Source organism: Microbacterium candidum, from assembly GCF_030315975.1.
In the GTDB taxonomy this organism is placed as follows: domain Bacteria; phylum Actinomycetota; class Actinomycetes; order Actinomycetales; family Microbacteriaceae; genus Microbacterium; species Microbacterium candidum.
Genome location: NZ_JASXSZ010000006.1, coordinates 160,550 through 183,512 on the forward strand (window position 1 = coordinate 160,550; position 22,963 = coordinate 183,512).

The window sequence follows — 22,963 nt, forward strand, 5'->3', positions numbered from 1 at the left end:
CGTCGATCACCGGAAGACCGGGTCAGTCGCGCGGTTCGTGGGTCTCGATCGCGACGATCCCGGAGCCGGGGTTCGTCGCCGACAGATGCACGACGGAGAACGCGCCGGGCTCGAGCGCGGAGGCGCTGCCGAGGTACGACCCGCGCAGCGTGCCGGTGGCCAGCGCGATCTCGTTCAGGATGTCGGGGAGCACCGGCCCGTGGCTGCATAGGACGACGGGGGTGCGCTTGCGCACGCGCTTGCCGATGACGGCGCGCACGTCCGCTTCGCCGGTCTCCCACGCATCCTGGCTGAGCTGCTCCGTCCGCTCGATGCGCCGGCCGGTCTCGGCGGCGAGCGGCGTCACGGTCGTCACGCACCGCACGGCGTCGCTGGAGATGATCTTCCGGACGCCGAAGGCCCGCAGCGGGCCGGCGACGGCCTTCGCCTGGCGTGCGCCTTTGGCGGTCAGAGGACGCAGGGCGTCGGCATCCCTCCAGTGCTCGCGGGCCGTGGCCCGCCCGTGGCGCAGCACGACGAGGGGGAAGGTCTCCAGCACGCCGTCGTCGACCACCTTCAGGAAGTTCTCCAGGATCTCGATGTCGACCGGGTAGCTCAGGTAGCTGCGCGCCTTCTTCGGCGTCACCCACTCGAGCGCGGCGATCTCCTTGTTCGGGACGAACGCCGACGAGCGGATCGCGTCGTCGGTCGCCTCCGCCGCCCAGTAGTGGACGATCTTCTGCCGCTTGCTCGGCATCCGATACCGCGAGACGCCGACCGGGATCCCGAGGGCGACCCGGATGCCGGTCTCCTCGTAGATCTCGCGCGCCGCGGTCTCGGCGAGCGTTTCGCCCGGATCGACCTTGCCCTTGGGGAGGGTCACGTCGGCATACGCGGTGCGGTGGATGACGAGGATCAGCAGTCTCCCGTCGACCCGTCGCCAGACGACGCCCCCCGCCGCGTAGACAGCGGTGTCCGTCATCGGACCGCCCGCGCTCGGCGTCGGCGATGGACGACGCTCATCGTCCGATCCTGCAGATCGACGAGCGGCTTCCCCTCCTCGTCGACGCGGTGCCGGATCCACTCGCCGTCGGGGCCGAGGTGCCACGAGCTCGTCCCATCGCTCATCGCGAGGGTGAAGAGATCGTCGAGCTCCTTCAGGTGCGCGGGAGCCACGACCCGCACGAGCGCCTCGACCCGGCGGTCGAGGTTGCGGTGCATCATGTCGGCGCTGCCGATGTACACCAGCGGGTCGCCGTCGTTGTGGAACGTGAAGATGCGCGAGTGCTCGAGGTAGCGGCCCAGGATGCTGCGCACGGTGATCGTCTCGCTGAGCCCCTCCACGCCGGGCTTGAGCGAGCAGATGCCGCGCACCCACACCTCCACCGGGACGCCGGCCTGGCTCGCGCGGTAGAGCGCGTCGATGATCTGCTCGTCGACCATCGAGTTGACCTTGATGCGGATGCCCGACGGGGACCCTGCGAGCGCATTGCGGCGCTCGCGCTCGATGAGCCGCAGCAGGCCCTTGCGCAGGTGCAGGGGAGCGACGAGCAGGCGCTTGAACTTCTTCTCGATCGCATATCCGGAGAGCTCGTTGAACAGGCGGGTCAGGTCGCGCCCGACCTGCTCGTCGACGGTGAACAGGCCGAAGTCTTCGTAGATGCGGGAGGTCTTCGGGTTGTAGTTGCCCGTGCCGACGTGGCTGTAGCTGCGCAGCACCCCCTCCTCCTCGCGGATGACGAGGGCGAGCTTGCAGTGGGTCTTGAGGCCCACGAGCCCGTAGACGACGTGGACGCCGGCCTTCTCGAGCTTGCGCGCCCACACGATGTTGGCGGCCTCGTCGAAGCGGGCCTTGACCTCCACGAGCGCCAGGACCTGCTTGCCGGCCTCGGCGGCGTCGATCAGCGCCTGCACGATCGGGCTGTCGCCGGACGTCCGGTACAGGGTCTGCTTGATGGCGAGGACGTGCGGGTCCTTCGCGGCCTGTTCGAGGAACGCCTGCACGCTCGTCGCGAAGGACTCGTACGGGTGGTGCACGAGCACGTCCGCCTTGCGGATCGCGGCGAAGATGTCCGGGCGCTCGTTGGTGTCGCCCGGCTGGAAGGCGAGAACGGTCGTCGGCACGTGCGGCGGGTACTTGAGGTCCGGCCGATCGATGCGGAAGAGATCGAACAGGCCCCGCAGATCGAGCGGGCCGGGGAGACGGTAGACCTCCTGCTCGGTGATCGCCAGCTCGCTGATGAGCAGGTCGAGGGTCACGTCATCCATGTCGTCCGTGACCTCCAGACGGATGGGCGGCCCGAACCGGCGCCGCAGCAGCTCCGCCTCGAGCGCCTGGATGAGGTTCTCGGTCTCGTCCTCCTCGATCACGACGTCCTCGTTGCGCGTGAGACGGAACGCGTGATGGTCGAGGATCTCCATGCCCGGGAACAGGTCGCCGAGGTTGTTGGAGATGAGGTCTTCGAGCGGAAGGTAGCTGACGCCGCCGTCCTCGCGGCGCACCTCGACGAACCGGGGGAGCATCGGCGGCACCTTGAGGCGCGCGAACTCCTGGCGCCCGGTGCGGGCGTTGCGGATGCGGATGGCGAGGTTCAGCGAGAGGCCCGAGATGTAGGGGAAGGGATGCGCCGGGTCGACCGCGAGCGGCATCAGCACCGGGAACACCTGCGCCTGGAAGTAGCGGTAGAGACCATCGCGTTCGCCGTCGGTGAGCGCATCCCACGTCGTGACATGGATGCCGGCCTCCTCGAGGGCCGGCTGCACGAGGATCTGCCATGCGTCGGCGTGCCGCTCCTGCAGGCGGTGCGCCTCGGCGGAGATGTCGGCGAGCACGTCGATCGGCGCACGGCCGACATTCGTCGGGATCGCGAGGCCGGTCACGATGCGGCGCTTCAGCCCCGCGACGCGCACCATGAAGAACTCGTCGAGGTTGCTGCCGAAGATCGCGAGGAAGTTCGCCCGTTCGAGCACGGGCAGCGACGGGTCCTCCGCGAGCTCGAGCACGCGCTGGTTGAATGCGAGCCAGCTCAGCTCGCGGTCGAGATAGCGGTTCTCGGGCAGCTCGGAGTCGAAGGATTCGTCCAGGTCGAAGTCGTCGTCGTCCGCGTCGCCGAGACCGGCGTCGAGCACCTCGGGTTCGATCATCCCAACATCATTGCAGGCGCCTGCGACCAGCGGGTTAACGAACGGCGCCGCCATCGCGCGCACGGGGCCCGCCGTCTCCCCATGACGGCGGGCCCGCGCACGTCACATGCCTACGGGCAGTGCACGGCCGGGTTGTACATCGCGAAGGTCCCGGACGGGTCGGCGCGCCACAGCCAGGCGTGCAGCGCGTAGTACGCGGGCAGCCCGAACGGGTTCGAGGCGTCGAACGACATGAACGTCTGGCCGAACAGCCGCGGCGGCGAATGATGCGTCGCGTTCCACTGGCTCTGGAACACGATGTACTCGACGCCGACGAGCACGCGCGACCCGTCCGGATGCGGCTCGTAGATGAGGGCCTCCGGATGCATCGCGTCGATCGTCCCGTCGGTCACGTTCGCGAGGTTCACGTAGTGCTCGCCCATCGCACCGGAGCCGGCCGGATCGACGATGCACGTCTGGCCGGCCTGCGGACCCGACACCTTCGGCACAGGGCCGGTCGGGTAGTCCGCGAGGCGCGCGGCGCCGCCGAAGTCCGCATACACCGCGAGGGCGTTGCGCACCGGGTCGAGCTGGCTCTGGTGCGCCTGCCCGGTCGCAGGTCCCATGCCCGGCATCGCCGACATCCCGAGGGTGCCGGCGGAGGCGTCCGCCGACGCCGAGCCCGTGGCGACGATCCCCGCCCCCGCCACCACGATCAGCGTCGCGGCGATCGCGGCGATGCGCGACCGCATCCTGCCGCGCATGTCAGCTGCCCTCCTGCACCTGGTAGATGCTGGTGGCGACGAGCCCGTGGGACTCGCGGTGGACGGTGTTCGCCGCATCGGCCGAGGGTGCCTCGACGAGGCAGAAGATCCGCCCCTCCGGTTCGTCCACCCAGTACCGCAGGTAGTGCACTCCGTACTTGTCCTGCGTCTGCAGGTCGGCCATGTGCGCCTTCGCCACGTCGCCGACCGCCACAGCTCCGTCCATCTCGTGGACATCCATGAAAAGGGGCATGTCTCGTTCCTTCCCCGATGATTCCGCCCGGCCTGTCGGCCGGGCACTCCTGACGGTAGGTCGCGGACGAGCCCCGCCGGATCGGCGGGATCACCCATGTTGGGTGCATGGACTGCCTATGCGCCGAGGGTCGAGCCGGGGGAGCACCTATGCCGGAGGTGCGGTGACGCGTTCGCGTGAATGCGCTGCGGCGGCGGCCCGATTGCCGACGCCGAGCTTCGCGAGGATCGCGGAGACGTGATGGTCGACGGTCCGGGTCGAGATGAACAGGTCCGCGGCGATCTCCGCGTTCGTCCGTCCTTCCTGCAGGAGGGCGAAGACGTCGGCCTCGCGCTCCGTCAGCCCGTCGGGATGAGCGACCGTCGACTCGCGCCGGCCGCGGGGAGCCGCGTGGCCACCGGCGCGCAGATCACGGCGCACGCGGTCGGCCGCGGCGTTCGCACCGAGACGCTCAAGTCGGACGACAGCGTCGCGCATGGCGTCCGCATCCCCCGTGTCGACGAGGGCGAGCGCCGCATCGTACGGCGCACCGCGGTCGTCGAGCGCGCGCGCCGTCGCGGCGGCGTCGCCGTCGAGAGTGAATCGGAAGGCGTCCGCCACCGCGCCGTCGACGGGATGCGGCATCCCGCCCACGCGGCGCACCCACACGAGATACTGCCCGCGCTCCCACGGATCGGAGAGCGCCGGGACCGCAGCGGCCGCAGGCAGCGCGGCACGAGCGGCGGCGTCGTCGCCGGCGATCCACGCCGCCTCCGCTCGGCGCAGCGCTCCGTGGACCGCCCAGTAGTCCATGCCCGCGTGCGCGGCGATATCGTCGAGGTCGTCGAGAAGGCGGGCCGCATCCGGATCTCCACGGCGGATCGCGATCGCGGCGAGCGAGTGGTACGCCGTCGCGAGGTTGAAGTCGGACCCGCCGGTGCGGAGGATGCGCCGTGCGAGGTCGAGCGACTCATCCCATCGCCCCTCGTGCGCGAGGTTGCAGACCTGATAACCGCGGAGGCACGTCGCGTACGTGCCGATGTCGTGCTGGTCGCAGTAGGCGATGCCCTCGGCGTACCACCGCTCGGCCTGCGGATACTCGTACAGTCCACCGAGGATGCCGACCAGGTTGGCGTACGCGCGTCCCGCCCGCACATGGGCACCGGAGTCGATGGCGAGCTGGAGGGCGGTGCGCATCGTCTCCAGCCATTCCGTCCTCCCGTCCATGGAGAGGACGCACGCGCGCGTGTTCAGCGCCGAGCTCTGCACCTCCGGCAGGCCGAGGCGCACCCCCAGGTCGTACGCGACGGAGGATGCGGCGAGCGCCTCGTCCTCGTCGACCGCCATCGCAGTGGCTGCGAGGGCGTCCCACGCCCACGCCAGCTCGGGCGTCTCGCCGAGCGGCTCCAAGACGTCGACGGCGGCGCGGGCGGGGCCGTGGGCTGCGTCGCCGGTCTGCGATCGGGAGAGCCGTCGCAGCGCGTCGCCCTGCCGCAGACGGTCGCCCAGCCGCTCCCACTCCGCGATCGACTCGGCGAGAAGCTCCTGAGCCTCGTTCCATCGGTCGAGGATGACCAGCTCCTCGGCGAGCTCGTCGTGGAGTTCGGCCCGCTCGGCCGCGAGCGCCGCATCAGCCGATCCGGTCGTCGATGCGCCGGCGGGGACGAAACGCAGCGCACGCTCGAACTGCGTCGCCGCTTCGCGGTGGGCGGACAGCGCCCGCGCGCGCCGCGCCGCCCGCGGCGCGAACTCGCGGACCGCGGCGGAGTCGTCCGCCTCGTCCGCGTGGTGGGCAAGCCGCGCGTCATCTGCGCACCCGGTCGCACGCAGCGCCGCGAGGATGCGGGTGTGCGCCACCGACCGGCGGTGGGCGGTCGTGGCCTCCGCGATGGCGAGGCGTGTCAGCTCGTGCCGGAAACGCACCTCTCTACCGGTCGAGACGGCGATGCCGGAGGCCAGCATCGCGTCGATCACCGGATCCGGATCGATGCCGGCGGCGCGCAGCAGCGCGGGCTCGACGGTCGAGCCGGCGAGGGCGCACAGCTCGATCGCGCCCTGCGTCCCCTCCGGCACTGCGGCGAGGCGGGCGAGCACCGCGTCACGCGCGGACGACGGGATGCCGGCGCCCGGATTCCCGAGCACTTCGGTCACGTAGAAGGGGTTGCCGCCCGTGAGCCTCCGCAGCGCCCCTGCGTCGATCCCCTCCTCGCGTGCGGATCCGACGCCCGATCCGGCGGCGAGGCGTGCGATCGCATCCTCCGAGAGCGCGGGCAGATCGATCCGTCGCGTGCCCTGAAGCGGTGCGAGATCGCCGAGCACGACGCGCAGAGGATCGTGCAGGCCGAGCGCGTCGTCGCGGTACGTCACGAGCATGAGGACCCGACGTTCGCGCAGTCGGCGGCCGAGGAAGCGGACGAGATCCAGGGTGGATGCGTCGGCCCAATGCAGATCCTCGACGATCAGCATCGTCGTCTCGCCCGGGCGGTCGACCTCGGCGAGCATCGCCGCGAACAGCGCATCGCGACCGGCTCCGGCCGAGACGGCTTCGGCGAGGGGCCCCTTCGTCGCCGCGGCCAGGTCGAAGAGCGGGCCGAGCGCACGCGGCGTGAACAGACCGTCGCACGCGGTGCGCAGGACGCGCCCGTGGGGGTCGAACGCGCCGGCGAACGCGTCCACCAGTGCCGTCTTCCCCGCTCCGGCCTCGCCGGGCACGAGGACGAGCCGGCCGAGCCCGGAATGGGCGTCGGTCGCATAGTCCCCCAGGGATCGGAGCGCCGCGTCGCGCTCCAGAAGCGCCACGTGTCCGATTATCCTCCGATCGGTCAGCTTTCGTCGTGCGCGTTGAAGCGGTAGCCGACGTTGCGGACCGTGCCGATGAGCTGCTCGAGGTCGCCGAGCTTCGCGCGCAGACGCCGCACATGGACATCGACGGTGCGCGTGCCGCCGAAGTAGTCGTAGCCCCACACCTCGGAGAGGAGCTGTTCGCGCGTGAACACGCGCGACGGATGGGTCGCGAGGAAGTGCAGGAGCTGGAACTCCTTGTACGTCAGGTCGAGCGGGCGGCCGCCCACCTTCGCGGAGTACGACGACTCGTCGATCGTGATGCCGCTCGTCTGCACGCTGGTGTCGACGGACGCGGCGGCGGCGGCCCGCCCGATGACCAGCCGGATGCGGGCATCCACCTCGGCCGGGCCCGCCGCGACCAGGACGACGTCGTCGACGCCCCATTCGCTCGTGACCGCCGTCAGCCCGCCCTCCGTGACGATGAGGACGATCGGCGCCTCGTGGCCGGTGGTGTCCAGGATGCGGCACAGCGCCTTCGCCTGCGCGAGATCGGTGCGGCCGTCGACGAACACGACGTCGGCCGCCGGGGCGTTCGCGAGCTGCGCGGCCTGGGCGGGGATCTGCCGGACGCGGTGGCTCAGCAGTTCCAGCGCCGGCAGCGCGAGGCTTCCTCCCGGCGCGGAGCTGAGGACCAAGAGCTGTGCCAAAGGACCTCCGGGCGGGGCGGGGAACGTGTCCTCATCTTAGAGGTCCGCGTCGTGCCGGACCCGGGCGGGATGCGCGCCGCGCGCCGCGTGGGCGACAATGGAGGCATGTCGACACCGCAGCCCGCTCCCCGCAGCGCCCTCGGCGGGGTCATCGCGGTGTGGATCGTCGCCGCCGTCGTGGGCGTCGTCGCGGGCGTCCTGGCGCCCCTCGGCACCCGTGCCACGTGGCTCGCGATCGTGCTCGGCGGCTGTGTCATCCTGTCGTTCGCCATCCAGCTCGCGGCCGGCCGCCCCGACGGATTCATCCGCCGTGTCGGGATGAGCGTGCTCGGCGCCCTCCTCGTGCTCGGCGTCATCGGCGTCGGCTTCGGTCTGGCCGCGATCGTGGCGGTCTAAGGTAGAGGCATGGACCTCGTCGCACTGGAACTCTTCTTCGTCGGGCTTCTGGCGCTGGCCTCGCTCGCCATCCTCTTCACCGCGGGCGTCGTCATCAAGAACCTGTACCGCGGCCAGCGCTGATCCGGAGGCCGTCGTGCTCGACCTGCCGACCGATCTGCCCGCCGACCTCGCGCCGCTCTCGTGGCTCATCGGGGTGTGGGAGGGCACCGGCGTCATCGATTACGAGACCGACGCCCAGCATTTCAAGGGTGAGTTCGCGCACCGCGTGAGCTTCAGCCACGACGGTGGCGACTTCTTGAACTACTCCGCGAACGCGTGGCTGCTCGATGACGAGAACCCCGACACGCGCACGCCGCTCGTCGCCGAGATCGGCTTCTGGCGCCTCGTGCGCCCGATGCACGAGGGCGACGCGGGCCCCGGGCTACTGCCGGCGCCGGGCTCGTCCCCGGCCCGCACCGCGGATGACGTCGAGCTGCTGCGCAACGCGCAGGGCGGCTTCGACATCGAGGCGGCGATCGTCCACTCCGACGGGGTGAGCGAGCTCTACCTCGGCCAGATCGCCGGCCCGCGCATCGACATCGCGACGGATGCCGTCGTGCGCCCGCAGCACGCCCGCACGTATGCGGCGGCGACGCGCATGTACGGCCTCGTCGACGGCCACCTCCTGTGGGCGTGGGATGTCGCGGCCCTCGGCCACGAGCTCGCGGCGCACGCGTCCGCCCGTCTCGCTCGGGCGGAATGATGTTCGCGTCTCTGCCGGGAGCGGTCGTGGAGGACGGCGTCCTGCTGCACGTCGGCAATCCGCTCACGGAGCAGCGCGCTCTCGAGGCGGGCTCCGCGGTCGCGCCGCTCGGCGACCGTCGCGTCCTCGGCGTCCCGGGCGAGGACCGGCTGACGTGGCTCGACTCGCTGTCGTCGCAGGCGCTCGCGCGCCTACAGCCGGGGGAGAGCAGCGAGCTGTTGATCCTCGACCCGCAGGGGCACGTCGAGCACGCCGCGTCCGTCGTCGACGACGGGGAGACGACGTGGCTCATCGCCGACCGCGCGGACGCGGAGAGCCTGCTGTCGTGGCTCCTGAAGATGCGCTTCCGCCTCCGTGTGGCACCCGCTGCCCGCGATGACCTCGTCGTCATCGGCGGCACCTCCGCTGCGGTCGCCGCGCTCGGCGCCGACGTCGTGTGGCGCGATCCGTGGCCGGGCGTCTCGGTCGGCGGCTGGGGGTACGCGGATGCCGCGGACCACCCGGGACGCGACTGGGCGGAGGCGATCGTGTCCGCAGACCACCTCGAGGAGATCGTGGATGCCGCGTCCCCCGGGGCGATCGCGGGGACCGTCGCGGCCGACGCCCTCCGCATCGCCGCGTGGCGGCCTCGCATCGCGGACGTCGACGAGCGCACGCTCCCGCACGAGCTGGACTGGATGCGCACGGCGGTGCACCTCGACAAGGGCTGCTATCGGGGCCAGGAGACCGTCGCCAAGGTGCACAACCTCGGGCATCCGCCGCGGCGCATCATCGCGCTGACGCTCGACGGCGTCGTGCCCGCGCCCGGCGACGAGGTGCGTGCCGGCGAGGTCGTCGTCGGCGCGGTGACGTCCGCAGCCATGCACCACGAGGACGGCCCCATCGCGCTCGCGGTGGTCCGCCGCAACGCGCCGGTCGACGCCGACCTCGTCGTCGACACCGCGGACGGCCCCATCGCCGCCGCACAGCACGTCATCGTGCCGCCGGAAGCGGGGGCGACCGCATCCGTCCCCCGCATCCCGAAGCTCGGCCGCCGGGCCTGACGCGGCCATGAGCGGGAGCGGCGGTCCGCCGACGGCGGCGTACACCGCGGCGATCCCGACGGGCTGGCGCGCCCGGTTCGATGTGCGCCCGAACCTCGCGCGCGTGCGGGACTCGTGGATCGCGATCGTGCAGATCACCGTGGCGGCGACCGCCGCGTGGGCGTTCGCGCGCTACGTCATCGGCCACCCGGCGCCGCTCCTGGCGGCGACCGTGACGATCTCGAGCCTCGGGCTCGTGCGCGACGCCCGCCCGAAGCGCGTCCTGCAGACCGTCATCGGGATGCTCCTCGGCGTCCTGGTCGCCGACGCCCTCGTGCTCGTCGCCGGCTCCGGATGGTGGCAGCTCGCTCTCGCGCTCGCGGCCACGCTCGCCGTCGCACGCTTCATGTCGTCGTATCCGCCGTTCGCGATCATGGCCGGCATCCAGGCGGTCATCGTCATGTCGATGCCGGCGACGCAGCCGTTCTCGCGTCTCGTCGACGGCATCGTGGGCGGGGTGGCAGCGCTGCTCGTGACCGCCCTCATTCCGCGCAATCCCCGGCGCGAGGAGGTCCGCGACGGGCATGCCGTCTTCGACGCCGCGGGCGGGGCTGCGGCGACGCTCGTCCAGGCTCTCCGGCGGGGCGACGCCGTCCGCGCCGCGCGGGCGCTCGAGAAAGCACGCGCGATCGCGCCGCGCGTCGACGACTGGAGGATGTCGCTCGACTCCGGCCTCGCCGTCGCGGGGTTCTCGCCGTGGCTGCGCCCGCACCGCTCCGAACTGCACCGCCATCGGGTGATGCAGCAGGCGATGGATCTCGCGACCCGCAATCTGCGCGTCGTCGCCCGGCGCGCGGCGTACGCGTGCGAGGACGGGATGCCGCGGCCCGTCATCGCGGATCTCCTCGCCGAGCTCATGCGCGCGGGCGCCCTCGTCGGCGACAGCCTCGACGACCTCACGCTGCAGATCCCCGCCCGCGAGGCGGTGCGGGCCGTGGCATCCCGCCTCGACCCGGGGGCGATCCTCCCCGACGGTTCGCCGGGCGACCGGGACCTCATCTCCTCGCTGCGCCCCATGGCGGTGGATCTCCTGACCGCGACGGGCCTCCCCGCGGCCGAGGCGCGCGACATCCTCCCGCCCCTCTGACGGGCCAGGGCGCCGCTCGACCCGACGGTGGCTGCGAAACGCGCCATTCCGTCCAGCGCACGCGGCGTCGCCGGGTGTCCGGGACACCACGGTGAGTCTCGGCGTCAGCGGAAGCGGGGAATCACACCGGGGCGACGGCCTCCCACGGGACGGTGACCTCGCCCAGCCGCCAGCGCGAGCGGCCGCGCAGGGGCCAGCCGTCGGCGACGAGGGCGTCGAGCGCCGTGCGCCAGCGGTGCACCGGACCGAAGGGGGCGACGCCCGCCGCGCGCTCCCACTCGCGATCGAGCGCCGCGAGGAACGCATGGATGCGCTCGCCGGAGACGTTGTGGTGGATGAGCGCCTTGGGCAGCCGCTCGGCCGCGATCGACGGCTGTTCGAGCTCAGCGAGGCGCAGCGACAGCGAGAGCGTGCGGGGGGAGGCATCCGCCCCGACCTCGATCCATGTCGACACGCGCCCGATCTCGTCGCACGTGCCCTCGACGAGGATGCCGCCCGGCGCGAGCCGCTCGGCCATGCGCGCCCATGCCGCGGGGACGTCCTGTTCGTCGTACTGGCGCAGAACATTGAACGCCCGGATGACGGCGGGCCGGCGGGAAGCGGGCACCTCGAAGCCGCCGAGCCCGAACGACACCCTGGCGTCCGGTGCGAAAGGCGTGAGTCCCGCCCGCACGACGTCCAGCTGCGCGCGGGCGCCCGCGACGCGGGCCGGCTCGATCTCGAGCCCCAGGACCTCGACGTCGGGACGCGCGACGCGAAGTCGCGCCTCCAGTTCGAGGGCGGTCACGGCGCTGGCGCCGAACCCCAGGTCGACGACGAGGGGATGCGGGTCCGCCCGCCGCAGCGCGGGATGCACCGCGATCCACCGATCGACGCGACGGAGGCGATTGGTGCCGGTGGTGCCGCGCGTCACGCGTCCGACCGGTCCCCGTGCCATGCGCCCATCATGTCAGGCCGTGACGGCCCGGCAGGGGCGCCGCATCCGCCCTCGCTACCATGGAGGCATGCCCCACACCCTCATCCTGCTCCGCCACGGGCAGAGCGAATGGAACCAGCTGAACCTCTTCACCGGCTGGGTCGACGTCCGGCTCACCGAGCAGGGCAAGGCGGAGGCCGCGCGCGGCGGACAGCTGCTCGCCGAGTCGGGGCTCCACCCCGACGTCCTGCACACGTCCGTGCTCAGCCGTGCGATTCAGACCGCGGACATCGCGCTCGATGAAGCCGACCGCCTGTGGATCCCGGTGAAGCGGTCGTGGCGCCTCAACGAGCGCCACTACGGCGCGCTGCAGGGCAAGGACAAGGCGCAGACCCTCGCGGAGTTCGGTCCCGAGCAGTTCAAGCTGTGGCGCCGTTCGTTCGATGTGCCGCCGCCGCCGCTCGCCGACGACAGCGAGTTCAGCCAGGTCGGCGACCCGCGCTACGCCGGCATCGACGGCGACATCCCGCGCACCGAGTCGCTCAAGCTCGTCATCGACCGCCTCCTGCCGTACTGGGAGAACGAGATCGTCCCCGACCTGAAGGCCGGCAAGACCGTGCTCGTGACCGCCCACGGCAACTCGCTGCGCGGCCTTGTGAAGCACCTGGAGGGCATCAGCGACGACGACATCGCCGAGCTCAACATCCCGACCGGCATCCCGCTCGTCTACCGCCTGTCCGACGACCTCACGCCGCTCGGCCCGGGCGAGTACCTCGATCCGGAAGCCGCCGCAGCCGGCGCCGCCGCGGTCGCCGCGCAGGGCGCGAAGTAGGTCGCCCGCGCAGGTCGCGAAGCAGACAGCAGAAAGGCGCCGCATCCGATCGGATGCGGCGCCTTCGTCGTCTGCGGGCGTCAGGACTCGGTGTCCGCCGCCTGCTCGGCGATGATCGTGATGGAGTCGGTGTCGACGTTCCAGTCGCCCGTGGCGAGGTAGACGACCTTCTTCGCCACGTTGACCGCGTGGTCGGCGAAGCGCTCGTGATAGCGGCTGGCGAGGGTCGCGTCGACGGTCGCACCGGCCTCGCCGCTCCAGCTGTCGCCGAGGACCTTCTCGAACACGGAGATGTGCAGCTCGTCGATCTGGTCGTCGGCGTCGCGGATCGCCTCGATGAGCTCGAGGTTCTGCGTTCGCAGGAGCTCGGTGAGCGTGCGGGCCACCTCGACGTCGAGCTCGCCCATCCGCTTGAAGGTGCCCTTGAGGCCCTTCGGGATGGCGCGCTCGGGGAAGCGCATGCGGGTGAGCTGGGCGATGTGCTCGGCGATGTCGCCCATGCGCTCGAGCGATGCGCTGACGCGGAGCGCCGTCACGACGATGCGCAGGTCGCGGGCGACCGGCTGCTGGCGGGCGAGGATCTCGATCGCGAGCTCGTCGAGGGCGACGGCCTTCTCGTCGATGATGCTGTCCTCGCTGATGACCTCCTCGGCGAGCGCCACGTTGCTCGCGCTGAACGCCTGCGTCGCCTTGTCCATCGCGACCGTCACCAGGTCGGAGATCTCGACGAGCCGCTCCTGGACGTCCTCGAGAGACTGGTGGAAGAATTCGCGCATTGCTGCACCCTTCTGAATCGGCGCGCGGGGGCTTCACGCGCGTGGGCGATCATCGCCGCCCAAGGTTAACGGATGGTGCCGACTCGGTGAATACTCGTCGGCGAGCCCAGACGGCACAAGGGCCCGAGGCGGATGCGGGGTGCGCAGACCTTTACGCTGGTGCCATGGATTCGGTGCAGCTCGCGCTGCTCGCCCTTCTCGTCGGGGTGATCGTCGGGGGCTCAGCGGTCGCCGTCGTGATGGCATCGATGCGCGCCCACGATCGTGCGCGCGCCGAATCGTCGCAGCTGGTGCCGCCCGGCACGGATGAGGTGCTCGCCGGAATGGACGACGCGGCCGCCGTCGTGGACGCATCGGGGACCGTGCGCGCGTCGTCGCCGTCGGCGGACGAGTTCGGGATGCGCGTCGGGTCGCTCCTGCCCGCGGACGAGCTGCGCGCTCTCGCCCGGGAGGCGCGCGACACGCACCTGCCGGTCACCGGCACCCTGCGCCTGCGCCGGGGCGCCGCCATCGGCGGCACGCGGCTCGTGGCCGTCCGCATCGTCGAGGTGTCGCCGCGGCTGGTCCTGGCGGTCCTGCGGGACATCACGGAGCGCGAGCGTGTGGAGGAGATGCGCCGCGACTTCGTCGCCAACACGAGCCATGAGCTGAAGACGCCGGTGGGGGCGGTGAGCCTGCTCGCCGAGGCGATCGAATCGGCCGCCGATGACCCGGACCAGGTGCGGATCTTCACGGCGCGGCTCTCCGCGGAGGCGACGCGCCTCGGCCAGCTGACCTCGCGGATCATGAACCTGTCGCGGCTGCAGGCCGCCGACGACTTCGGCGACGCGCGCGATGTCGCGGTCGACGAGGTCGTCGCCTCCGCACTCGAAGCCCATGCCGTGCAGGCGCAGTCCGCGGGGGTGGACGTGCACCGCGGCGGCGAGCGCGGACTCTACGTCCGCGGCGACGGCCAGGTGCTGGGGGAGGCGGTCGGCAACCTCATCGCCAACGCGATCGCGTATTCGCCCCAGGGATCGACGGTGGGAATCGGCGTGCGGGCGGTGGACGGGATCGTGGAGATCGCGGTCACCGACCGCGGCATCGGCATCGCGGAGGCGGACCAGCAGCGCGTCTTCGAACGGTTCTACCGCGCCGACCAGGCCCGCTCCCGCCGCACCGGCGGTTCGGGGCTCGGGCTGTCGATCGTCAAGCACGCCGCGCAGCGGCACGGCGGGGAGGTCGTGCTGTGGTCGCGACCCGGGCGCGGGTCGACCTTCACCATCCGGCTTCCGCGCATCGACGCGCCCGACGCCGAGCAGCCGCCCCGCAAGCGTCCCAATAAGGCCAAGGCCGGGGGCGAAGCGGCGAAGAAGCCGGAGCGGGATGCGTCCCCGTCCGCGAAGAAGTCCCGCCCGACGGCGGACACCACCCCTGAGGGAGAGACCGTATGACGACCCGCGTCCTGCTCGTCGAGGACGAGCCCGACCTCGCCGACCCGCTCGCGTACCTCCTCCGCCGGGAGGGGTTCGACGTCGAGATCGCCGAGGACGGGCCGACCGCGCTCGACGCGTACCGCGAGCGGGGTGCCGATATCGTGCTGCTCGACCTCATGCTCCCCGGGATGCCGGGCACCGAGGTGTGCCGCCAGATCCGGTCGACGTCGGCGGTGCCGATCATCATGCTGACCGCGAAGGACTCCGAAGTGGACATCGTCGTCGGGCTGGAGCTCGGCGCCGACGACTACGTCACGAAGCCCTACTCGGCCCGCGAACTCCTCGCCCGCATGCGCGCGGTCCTGCGGCGCAGCGCGGCTCTGGAGGCCGACCTCGACGAGCGCGTGCTGGCCGGCGGCCGGGTGACGCTGGACATCGACCGCCACACGGTCGCCGTCGACGGCTCCGAGATCGCCATGCCGCTCAAGGAATTCGAGCTCCTCGAGGTGCTGATGCGCAACGCCGGACGTGTCCTCACGCGCGGCCAGCTCATCGATCGCGTCTGGGGGACCGACTACTTCGGCGACACGAAGACGCTGGACGTGCACATCAAGCGCATCCGGTCGCGCATCGAGGAGAACCCGGGGGAGCCGGTCATGCTCGTGACGGTCCGCGGGCTGGGGTATCGCTTCGAGGGATGACGCTTCCCGCATACGAGTGAGGCCCGCGCATCAGCGCGGGCCTCGCTCGTATGACGAGGAGCTGTCGACTACGGCGTGGTCGACGGCGTCGGCGTCGGTGAGAGCGTCACGCCGTGGAGGATCGTCGGCGACGGGGTCGGCACGAGCGTCGCGTAGTACGGCAGGGTGCCGTCGAGGACCGGAAGGTGGATCGGAACGCCGTCGGCCTCGCCCGACTGGAAGACCACGGAGAGCGTCTTGCCCGGCTTCGTGTCGATGCCTGAGAGCAGGAGCGGGTCGGTGTTCTGCGCACCGTCGCCGAGGCTGACGGTGGAGTTCGCGGGGACGTCGATCTGCTCGGAGATCGAGGTGCCGGTCACGGCGACGTGGAGGGTCGCATCCTGATCGGTCTGGTTGACGATCGCCGCGACGAGGTTGCCGTCCGCGCCGTTCGCCGTCGCGATGATCATCGCGTTGCGGATCTGCAGCGGCGCGTTCGGCGCGTCCGGGACGTTGATGCCGTCCGACGGGGAGTAGGGGATCGTCGTGCCCTGCGGCGACAGCATGGCGCATCCGGAGGCCCCCAGGATGACGGCTGCACCGACGGCGATGGACGCGATGAGGCGCGATTTCACGGTTCCTCCTAGCGGACTCACGGCTTCACAAGCATTCTAGGGGGAACCGGCATCCTCCGACGTGCAGGGGGTCCCGGGTGCGGCGGCAAACCTTAGCGCATGAGCCCTGTGGTATTCTTGATTGGCCGAAGGGACATAACTCCATGCTTTTTGAGGTTGGCGAGACGGTCGTCTATCCGCACCACGGTGCCGCAACGATCGCCGAAGTGAAGACTCGCGTCATCAAGGGTGAAGAGAAGGTCTATCTCAAGCTCCGTGTCACCCAGGGCGATCTCACCATCGAGGTTCCCGCCGACAACGTCGACCTCGTCGGCGTTCGCGATGTGATCGGCAAAGAGGGCCTTGAGCGCGTCTTCGACGTGCTCCGTGCACCGTTCACCGAAGAGCCGACCAACTGGTCGCGCCGCTACAAGGCGAACCTTGAGAAGCTCGCCTCCGGCGACGTGATCAAGGTCAGCGAGGTCGTCCGCGACCTGTGGCGCCGTGACCAGGACCGTGGTCTCTCCGCTGGTGAGAAGCGCATGCTCGCGAAGGCACGTCAGATACTCGTGTCCGAGCTGGCGCTGGCCGAGAAGACCGACGAGGAGCAGGCCGGCCTGGTCCTCGACGAGGTTCTGGCTTCCTGACACCCTCCGCGCGCCCTTCTCCTCGCATCGTGCGCGGAGAAGGGCGCGTGGCTTTGGCGGCGGCGCTCAGGCCGCCGGGCCGCTCGTCAGCGTGACGTCGGCGGTGTGCGACGCGCCCGACGTGTCGGTCCAGGTGATCCGGACCGTGTCGCCGGGGCGGTGAGCGGCGAGCGCTGCCGACAGGTCGTCTCCCGAGGAGATCGCCGTGCCGTCGACGCCCGTGATGACGTCGCCCTGCGCGAGGCCCGCAGACGCCGCCGGTGTGCCGTCGTAGACCGCGGCGACCTCGGCGCCGTCGGCGCTCGACTGCGCGGCCAGTCCGATCCCGAGGAACGCACGCGCGCCGATCGTGATGTTCGAGCCGCCCTGGCCGTTCTCGATCTGGTGGGCGATCGACAGAGCGGTGGAGATCGGGATGGCGTACCCGTCGGGCGTCGCCGAGTTCGTGGATGCCGCGGTGTCGATGCCGACGATCTCGCCCGCGCTGTCGTACAGCGGGCCTCCCGAGTCGCCGGGCTGAATGTCGGCGTTCGTCTCGATGAGGCCGCTGAGGCTCTCGGACGGCGCGGACCCCTCGGCCTGCGTCGTGATCGAGGCGCCGGTCCCCGTCACCGTCCCGCTCGCCTGAACGAGCGTGCCGGTGCCGCCGGCGTTGCCCACGGCGGTCACCGCGTCGCCGGTCGAGACGCCCCCGCCAGAGTCGAGCTTGGCCGTGTCGAGCCCGGAGGCGCCCTGCAGCTTCAGCACGGCGACGTCGTCGGTCGCGTCGGTGCCGACGACGCTCGCTGTGTAGGTCGCGCCGGTCGACGGGATCGTGACCTCGATGCTCGTCGCCCCGGCGACGACGTGGTTGTTCGTGAGGATCTCACCAGAGCTCGACAGGACGATCCCCGTGCCGGCGGCCTGCGCCTGGTCGTACGCGAGGACGGTGTCGATGATGACGACGCCCTTCTGCTGGGCGTCGGTGGCCGTGGTGGTCGCGCCTGTCGGCGAGCCGGAGGAGCCGGCACCGCCGCCGTAGCCGCCGCCGGAACCGTAGCCGTATCCGTTCCCGGATCCGTACCCGCCGCCGTAGCCGTTCCCCGATCCGTATCCGTAGCCGTTCGAGAAGGCGGAGGCCCCGCCGTACCACGTGCTCTCGACGATCGACGAGTTCTTGGCTGCGGCATCGGCTGCGGCGTGCGAGACGCCTGCGCCGATGGCGATGCCTCCTGTGCACAGCGCCGCCGCGGCGACGCCGCCGGCGATCCATCCGGTCAGTCGGCGATGTGAAGTCTTCATGATGGGCTCCCCGTGTTGCAGTTCGATGCGATTGCGGTGCAATGGGGATCAGTGCACACGGGTGCGCCGAACGAACCATCGGCGCAGGCCGAGGGGACTCGGAGCGGAAGCTATGCAGAAGCTATGCGACGATGCCGCCCGACAGGCCGCTGACGACGCGGATTCCGTCGTCTAGATTCGGGATGTGAGCATCATCCCCGTTCCCCGTGTCGCGGTCATCGTCGTCGCGGCCGGCTCCGGCACCAGGCTCGGGGCGGAGGCTCCGAAGGCGTTCGTGGGCATCGACGGGCACAGCATCCTGCGCCACTGCCTGCGAGGGGTGTTCGCCGGCCCGGCGGCCCAGGTCGTGATCGTGGCTCCCGCGGGGCGCGAGGGCGATGCGCTGACGGATGCGGAGACCGTCGGCCCCCGCGAGCTCGTCACGGTGGTGACGGGCGGGGCGACGCGCCAGGCGTCCGTCGCCGCGGGCCTCTCCGCCGTGTGGGCCGATGTCGAGGTCGTCCTCGTGCACGACGCGGCACGCGCGCTCACCCCGCCAGACGTCTTCGCCCGCGTGATCGACGCGGTGGACGCGACGGGCTGGGGCATCCTTCCCGTCCTCCCCGTCGTCGACACGATCAAGCGCGTCGACGGGGTGGAGGTCGTCGCGGGCGTCGACCGGTCGGAATTGGCGGCCGCACAGACGCCGCAGGGATTCCGACGCGAGGTGCTGGATGCGGCGTACGCGTCCGCCCCCGCCGAGTTCACCGACGACGCGGCGCTGGTGGCGGCATCCGGTCACCGCATCGGAACCGTCGCAGGCTCCGAACGGTCGTTCAAGATCACGACGGCGGCGGATCTCGAGCGCGCGCGACTTCTCGTGGCGGGGGTTCCGGATGCAGCGCCGTCACCGCTCGGTGCACCCGCGACGGCCGCACCGCGGGTGGGCGTGGGGACCGACGTGCACGCGTACGGCGGTGACGGCCCGCTGTGGCTCGGCGGCCTCGAGTGGCCGGGGGAGCTGGCGCTGTCCGGACATTCCGACGGCGACGCGATCGCCCATGCGATCGTGGATGCGCTCCTCTCGGCCGCGGGGCTCGGCGACATCGGCACGCACTTCGGCACCGATCATCCGGAATACGCCGGAGCACACGCCGACGTCTTCCTCGCCCGCACGCGTGCGCTGCTGGGCGAGGCGGGCTGGCGCATCGGCAATGTCGCCGTGCAGGTGCAGGCCAACCGCCCGCGCTTCTCCGTCCGCCGCGCGGAGTCGGAGCGAGCACTGTCCGCGGCGCTCGGCGGAGCGCCCGTCGCGGTGTCTGCGACGACCACCGACGGACTCGGCTTCCCGGGCCGGGGCGAGGGCGTCTCCGTCTTCGCAGTCGCTCTCGTCGTCCCGGCGTGAGCCGCGGATCGGTGTGCGCGCCGTGTCGGGTTTGACAGTCGGACGTCCGGCGACGCTACGATTTCGTATGTCAGTGGGGAGCGCCGGGTCTCGGCGGGGAGAGGGAGCTGGCTCGATGCGACGCGCAGCAGGTGTTCTCGTGATAGCGGGCGTTCTGATGTTGGCCGGATGCGGTGCGAACGGGAACCCCGGTCCCGTCACCGTCCCGAGCGAGCGACCGGCGGTCACGTCCATCGACGACGCCGTGAACGCCATCGGCTGCACCGCAGAGGGCACGGGTTCGCCGTTGGGCGGATGGGTCTCGCCCGCCGCGCGGGCGGCCGTCGACTCGCGGTCGTGCCTGCCCGTCGGCAGCACGAAGCCGATCTTCCTCTACGAGTACGACAACTCCGCCGGCGCAGCCGACGCCCTCGCGCAGGGCGAGCTGGGGGACACCAACGATCTGACCTTCACCCAGGCGGGTCCTGTCGTGCTCGTCACCACGAACGCCGACTCGACGGCGATCGTCCGGGCGCGCCTGCCCTGAGCCGGTCGTCTTTGAGCCGGCGGGACAGCTGAGAGTCGCGCGTCACAGGCTGCGGGTCATGAAGACCGAGAACGGGTCCTCGACGTACCCGTCGAACGGCTCGCAGTACACGAATCCCTCGCTCGCGTAGAGACCGCGGGCGGCGTCGAAGTCCGGCGTCGTGCCGGTCTCCAGCCACAGCGAGCGGACGCCGCGGGTGGCCGCATCCGTCATGATGTGTCGCAGCACCGCCCTGCCGACACCCTGTCCGAGATGTCCGCCGGCGACGCGCATCGACTTCAGCTCGCCGCGTTCGGGGTCGATCTCCTTGAGTGCGCCGACGCCGGCGAGGTCTTCGTCGATCCACGCCGACCAGACCGTGACGCCGGGGGCGCGCAGCGCGTCGACGTCGAGCGCATGCACGCTGCAGGCGGGGGAGGAGGCGTGCATCCCCTCCAGGTGCGCGGCGATGAGCGCGCGGACGTCCTCCGACGAGAGGTCGTCGACGCGGATCTCGATGGCAGGTTTCATGAGCGTGACGATAGCCGCGCCATGTTTCGCGCAGGAAACAGCCGGGGATGGGCTCCGGCCCGCCGGTAGGCTTGACCGGTGACCCTCCGCATCTACGACACCGAAGCGCAGTCGCTGCGCGACTTCGTGCCGCTCGACCCGGAGAACGTGACCATGTACGTCTGCGGGCCGACGGTGCAGTCCGGCCCGCATATCGGGCACCTGCGCGGCGCGCTGAGCTTCGACCTTCTGCGCCGCTGGCTCGAGTACCGCTTCGGGCGCGTGACGTTCGTGCGCAACGTCACCGACATCGACGACAAGGTGCTCGTCAACGCGACGCCCGATGAGCCGTGGTGGGCGCTCGCCTACCGCATGGAGCAGGAGTTCTCCAGGGCATACGCCGCGATCGGCATCGCCGCGCCGACGTACGAGCCGCGGGCCACCGCATCCATCCCGCAGATGCAGGAGCTCATCCAGCGCCTCATCGATGCGGGACACGCGTACGCGTCGGCGGGCGACGTCTACTTCGACGTCCGGTCGTGGCCGGCGTACGGCGAGCTGACGAACCAGTCCGTCGACGCGATGGAGCCGGCCGCCGACGCGGATCCGCGCGGCAAGCGCGACCCGCGCGACTTCGCCCTGTGGAAGGGCTCGGCAGGCAAGGGCGAGCCCGAGTCGGCGACATGGGAATCGCCGTGGGGCCCCGGGCGCCCGGGCTGGCACATCGAGTGCTCGGCCATGAGCCGCCGCTACCTCGGGGCCGAGTTCGACATCCACGGCGGTGGCCTGGACCTCCGCTTCCCGCACCACGAGAACGAGCTCGCCCAGTCCACCGCGGCGGGCGACCCGTTCGCGCGGTACTGGGTGCACAACGGCCTCGTCACCGTCGGCGCGCAGAAGATGTCGAAGTCGCTGTTCAACTTCATCCTCGCCGACGACCTGCTGGCGGAGCGCGACCCCCTCGTCATCCGCTACGCGCTGTCGGCTGCGCACTACCGCTCGAGCCTCGACATCACGGCGACGACGTTCGACGAGGCAGAGGCCGCCCTCGACCGCATCGGCGGCTTCCTCGAGCGCGCGGGCCGCGTGCTGACGGCGGACGCCGACGAGGTCGAGTTCGTCGCGGTCGTCCCGGACGCGTTCGCCGTGGCGCTCGACGACGACCTCAACGTGCCGCAGGCTCTCGCCGTCGTGCACGAGCGGGTGCGTGCGGGCAACACGGCGCTCGACGCGGGCGACCGGGAGACGGCGGATGCCGCGTTCCGCGACGTCACCGCGATGCTCGGCGTGCTGGCGCTCGATCCCGCCGACGAGCAGTGGCAGACGGACAACGGGCCGGAGGCATCCGCTCTCGACGCCCTCGTGCAGACGATGATCGCCCAGCGCGCCGACGCGCGCGCGGAGAAGGACTGGGCCGCCGCCGACCGTGTGCGCGCGGCGCTTGCGGCGGCGGGCATCGCCCTCGAAGACACCACAGACGGAACACACTGGAGTTTCACCAATGGCTAAGCCAGGACGCCCCGGCGCGGGCAACAGCAAGAAGAAGGGCGCCACGAAGGGCACCGGCGGCCTCGGCCGCAAGGCGCTCGAGGGTAAGGGCCCGACCCCGAAGGCGGAGGACCGCGCCTGGCACGTCGCCGGCAAGCGGAAGGCCGCACAGGAGCGCTTCGTCGCCGCGGGCGGCAAGCCCAAGGCGAAGCAGTCGAACATGAACCGCAGCTCGCGGTCGAAGGCGAGCGACGACACCGAGACGGTGACGGGCCGCAACTCGGTGCTCGAGGCGCTGCGCGCGAAGATCCCCGCGACCGCGATGTACATCGCCCAGCGCGTGGAGATGGACGATCGCGTCAAGGAGATGCTGGCGATCGCGTCGCACCGGGAGATCCCGGTGCTCGAGGTCACGCGTCCCGAGCTCGACCGGATGGCCGGCTTCGACGGCGTGCACCAGGGCGTCGCGCTGAAGGTCCCGCCGTACGAGTACGCGCACCCGCAGGACGTGCTGGAGCAGGTCATCGACCGCGACGAGACGCCGCTGTTCGTGGCGCTCGACGGTGTCACGGATCCGCGCAACCTCGGGGCGATCATCCGGTCGACCGCCGCGTTCGGCGGGCACGCGGTCATCGTGCCGCAGCGCCGCTCCGCCGGTGTCACCTCCGCCGCGTGGAAGACGAGCGCGGGAGCGGCCGCCCGCATCCCCGTCGCCATCGCCGCCAACCTGACGACGATGCTCAAGGAGTTCAAGAAGCAGGGCGTCTTCGTCCTCGGCCTCGACGGCGGGGGAGACGTGTCGCTGCCGAGCCTCGAGCTCGCCGACCGCCCCGTCGTCATCGTGGTCGGCTCCGAGGGCAAGGGACTGTCGCGCCTCGTGACCGAGACGTGCGACCAGATCGTCTCGATCCCGATCTCCGCCGCCACGGAGTCGCTCAACGCCGGCATCGCCGCATCCGTCGCCCTGTACCAGGTGTCGACGATGCGCGCCGGCTGAACCACACGTCGAAAGGCAG

The 22,963-nt window shown here is 71.3% G+C and carries 23 protein-coding genes; 12 read left to right on the top strand and 11 right to left on the bottom strand.

The features are described from left to right. Window positions 1–22: 22 nt before the first annotated feature. The 6 genes from QSV35_RS17140 to QSV35_RS17165 form a co-directional block, all read right to left on the bottom strand. Window positions 23–961 carry an NUDIX hydrolase gene (locus QSV35_RS17140; protein WP_286290046.1) on the bottom strand — a complete coding sequence of 313 codons (939 nt, stop codon included), beginning with the start codon at window positions 959–961 and terminating at the stop codon, window positions 23–25. Continuing rightward, window positions 958–3,123, bottom strand: a complete 2,166-nt coding sequence (locus QSV35_RS17145) for an RNA degradosome polyphosphate kinase (RefSeq protein ID WP_286290047.1) — start codon at window positions 3,121–3,123, stop codon at window positions 958–960. Before QSV35_RS17145 ends, QSV35_RS17140 begins: the two co-directional genes overlap by 4 nt. Window positions 3,124–3,233: 110 nt before the next feature. After that, a complete protein-coding gene (locus QSV35_RS17150; protein ID WP_286290049.1) occupies window positions 3,234–3,866 on the bottom strand; it encodes a hypothetical protein in 633 nt (210 codons plus the stop codon). A 1-nt stretch (window position 3,867) separates the two neighbouring features. Continuing rightward, a complete protein-coding gene (locus tag QSV35_RS17155; protein ID WP_286290051.1) occupies window positions 3,868–4,119 on the bottom strand; it encodes a DUF4242 domain-containing protein in 252 nt (83 codons plus the stop codon). Window positions 4,120–4,266: 147 nt separating this feature from the next. Continuing rightward, the gene (locus tag QSV35_RS17160; protein WP_286290052.1) at window positions 4,267–6,897 is read right to left on the bottom strand and encodes an ATP-binding protein; all 2,631 of its coding nucleotides are present in this window, start codon (window positions 6,895–6,897) and stop codon (window positions 4,267–4,269) included. A 23-nt stretch (window positions 6,898–6,920) separates the two neighbouring features. Then, window positions 6,921–7,589, bottom strand: a complete 669-nt coding sequence (locus QSV35_RS17165; protein ID WP_286290053.1) for a winged helix family transcriptional regulator — start codon at window positions 7,587–7,589, stop codon at window positions 6,921–6,923. A 105-nt stretch (window positions 7,590–7,694) separates the two neighbouring features. Between QSV35_RS17165 and QSV35_RS17170 the strand changes: the two genes are divergently transcribed. From QSV35_RS17170 to QSV35_RS17185, 4 genes are all read left to right on the top strand, one after another. Beyond that, window positions 7,695–7,985 (top strand): hypothetical protein, encoded by a 291-nt coding sequence (locus tag QSV35_RS17170; protein WP_286290055.1) that lies wholly within the window; start codon window positions 7,695–7,697, stop codon window positions 7,983–7,985. A gap of 136 nt (window positions 7,986–8,121) precedes the next feature. After that, a complete protein-coding gene (locus tag QSV35_RS17175; protein WP_286290056.1) occupies window positions 8,122–8,730 on the top strand; it encodes a nitrobindin family protein in 609 nt (202 codons plus the stop codon). Beyond that, window positions 8,727–9,773: a CAF17-like 4Fe-4S cluster assembly/insertion protein YgfZ gene (ygfZ, locus tag QSV35_RS17180; protein ID WP_286290057.1), complete on the top strand. Its 1,047-nt coding sequence runs from the start codon at window positions 8,727–8,729 to the stop codon at window positions 9,771–9,773. The genes QSV35_RS17175 and ygfZ overlap by 4 nt, the downstream gene beginning before the upstream one ends. A 7-nt stretch (window positions 9,774–9,780) precedes the next feature. Then, window positions 9,781–10,899, top strand: coding sequence for an FUSC family protein (locus QSV35_RS17185; RefSeq protein ID WP_286290058.1), 1,119 nt, complete (start codon window positions 9,781–9,783; stop codon window positions 10,897–10,899). A gap of 121 nt (window positions 10,900–11,020) precedes the next feature. Here QSV35_RS17185 and QSV35_RS17190 read toward each other — a convergent pair whose 3' ends face one another. Next, the gene (locus QSV35_RS17190) at window positions 11,021–11,836 is read right to left on the bottom strand and encodes a class I SAM-dependent methyltransferase (protein ID WP_286290059.1); all 816 of its coding nucleotides are present in this window, start codon (window positions 11,834–11,836) and stop codon (window positions 11,021–11,023) included. A gap of 67 nt (window positions 11,837–11,903) precedes the next feature. Between QSV35_RS17190 and QSV35_RS17195 the strand changes: the two genes are divergently transcribed. After that, the gene (locus QSV35_RS17195) at window positions 11,904–12,647 is read left to right on the top strand and encodes a phosphoglyceromutase (RefSeq protein ID WP_286290060.1); all 744 of its coding nucleotides are present in this window, start codon (window positions 11,904–11,906) and stop codon (window positions 12,645–12,647) included. An 80-nt stretch (window positions 12,648–12,727) separates the two neighbouring features. Here the strand turns inward: QSV35_RS17195 and phoU are convergent, their stop codons facing one another. Beyond that, entirely contained in the window at window positions 12,728–13,423 is a 696-nt protein-coding gene (gene phoU, locus QSV35_RS17200; RefSeq protein WP_286290061.1) for a phosphate signaling complex protein PhoU, read from the bottom strand. A 164-nt stretch (window positions 13,424–13,587) separates the two neighbouring features. Between phoU and QSV35_RS17205 the strand changes: the two genes are divergently transcribed. Together QSV35_RS17205 and QSV35_RS17210 are read left to right on the top strand one after the other, a co-directional pair. Beyond that, entirely contained in the window at window positions 13,588–14,856 is a 1,269-nt protein-coding gene (locus QSV35_RS17205; RefSeq protein WP_286290062.1) for a sensor histidine kinase, read from the top strand. Continuing rightward, complete coding sequence (locus QSV35_RS17210; protein WP_286290063.1) at window positions 14,853–15,539, top strand: response regulator transcription factor; 687 nt, start codon at window positions 14,853–14,855, stop codon at window positions 15,537–15,539. The genes QSV35_RS17205 and QSV35_RS17210 overlap by 4 nt, the downstream gene beginning before the upstream one ends. Before the next feature lie 68 nt (window positions 15,540–15,607). Here QSV35_RS17210 and QSV35_RS17215 read toward each other — a convergent pair whose 3' ends face one another. Beyond that, a complete protein-coding gene (locus tag QSV35_RS17215) occupies window positions 15,608–16,153 on the bottom strand; it encodes a DNA modification methylase (RefSeq protein ID WP_286290065.1) in 546 nt (181 codons plus the stop codon). A 143-nt stretch (window positions 16,154–16,296) separates the two neighbouring features. Between QSV35_RS17215 and QSV35_RS17220 the strand changes: the two genes are divergently transcribed. Then, window positions 16,297–16,779 carry a CarD family transcriptional regulator gene (locus tag QSV35_RS17220; RefSeq protein WP_286290289.1) on the top strand — a complete coding sequence of 161 codons (483 nt, stop codon included), beginning with the start codon at window positions 16,297–16,299 and terminating at the stop codon, window positions 16,777–16,779. A gap of 66 nt (window positions 16,780–16,845) precedes the next feature. Here the strand turns inward: QSV35_RS17220 and QSV35_RS17225 are convergent, their stop codons facing one another. Beyond that, window positions 16,846–18,060, bottom strand: coding sequence for a S1C family serine protease (locus tag QSV35_RS17225; RefSeq protein WP_286290066.1), 1,215 nt, complete (start codon window positions 18,058–18,060; stop codon window positions 16,846–16,848). A gap of 184 nt (window positions 18,061–18,244) precedes the next feature. Between QSV35_RS17225 and ispD the strand changes: the two genes are divergently transcribed. Further along, window positions 18,245–19,444 carry a 2-C-methyl-D-erythritol 4-phosphate cytidylyltransferase gene (ispD, locus tag QSV35_RS17230; protein WP_286290067.1) on the top strand — a complete coding sequence of 400 codons (1,200 nt, stop codon included), beginning with the start codon at window positions 18,245–18,247 and terminating at the stop codon, window positions 19,442–19,444. A 115-nt stretch (window positions 19,445–19,559) separates the two neighbouring features. Beyond that, window positions 19,560–19,970: a hypothetical protein gene (locus QSV35_RS17235; protein ID WP_286290068.1), complete on the top strand. Its 411-nt coding sequence runs from the start codon at window positions 19,560–19,562 to the stop codon at window positions 19,968–19,970. Between the two features lie 42 nt (window positions 19,971–20,012). Here the strand turns inward: QSV35_RS17235 and QSV35_RS17240 are convergent, their stop codons facing one another. After that, window positions 20,013–20,480, bottom strand: a complete 468-nt coding sequence (locus QSV35_RS17240; protein WP_286290069.1) for a GNAT family N-acetyltransferase — start codon at window positions 20,478–20,480, stop codon at window positions 20,013–20,015. 78 nt (window positions 20,481–20,558) lie between these two features. Between QSV35_RS17240 and cysS the strand changes: the two genes are divergently transcribed. Beyond that, window positions 20,559–21,968 carry a cysteine--tRNA ligase gene (gene cysS, locus QSV35_RS17245; RefSeq protein ID WP_286290070.1) on the top strand — a complete coding sequence of 470 codons (1,410 nt, stop codon included), beginning with the start codon at window positions 20,559–20,561 and terminating at the stop codon, window positions 21,966–21,968. Then, entirely contained in the window at window positions 21,961–22,944 is a 984-nt protein-coding gene (gene rlmB, locus QSV35_RS17250; protein WP_286290071.1) for a 23S rRNA (guanosine(2251)-2'-O)-methyltransferase RlmB, read from the top strand. The genes cysS and rlmB overlap by 8 nt, the downstream gene beginning before the upstream one ends. The last annotated feature ends 19 nt before the right edge of the window (window positions 22,945–22,963 follow it).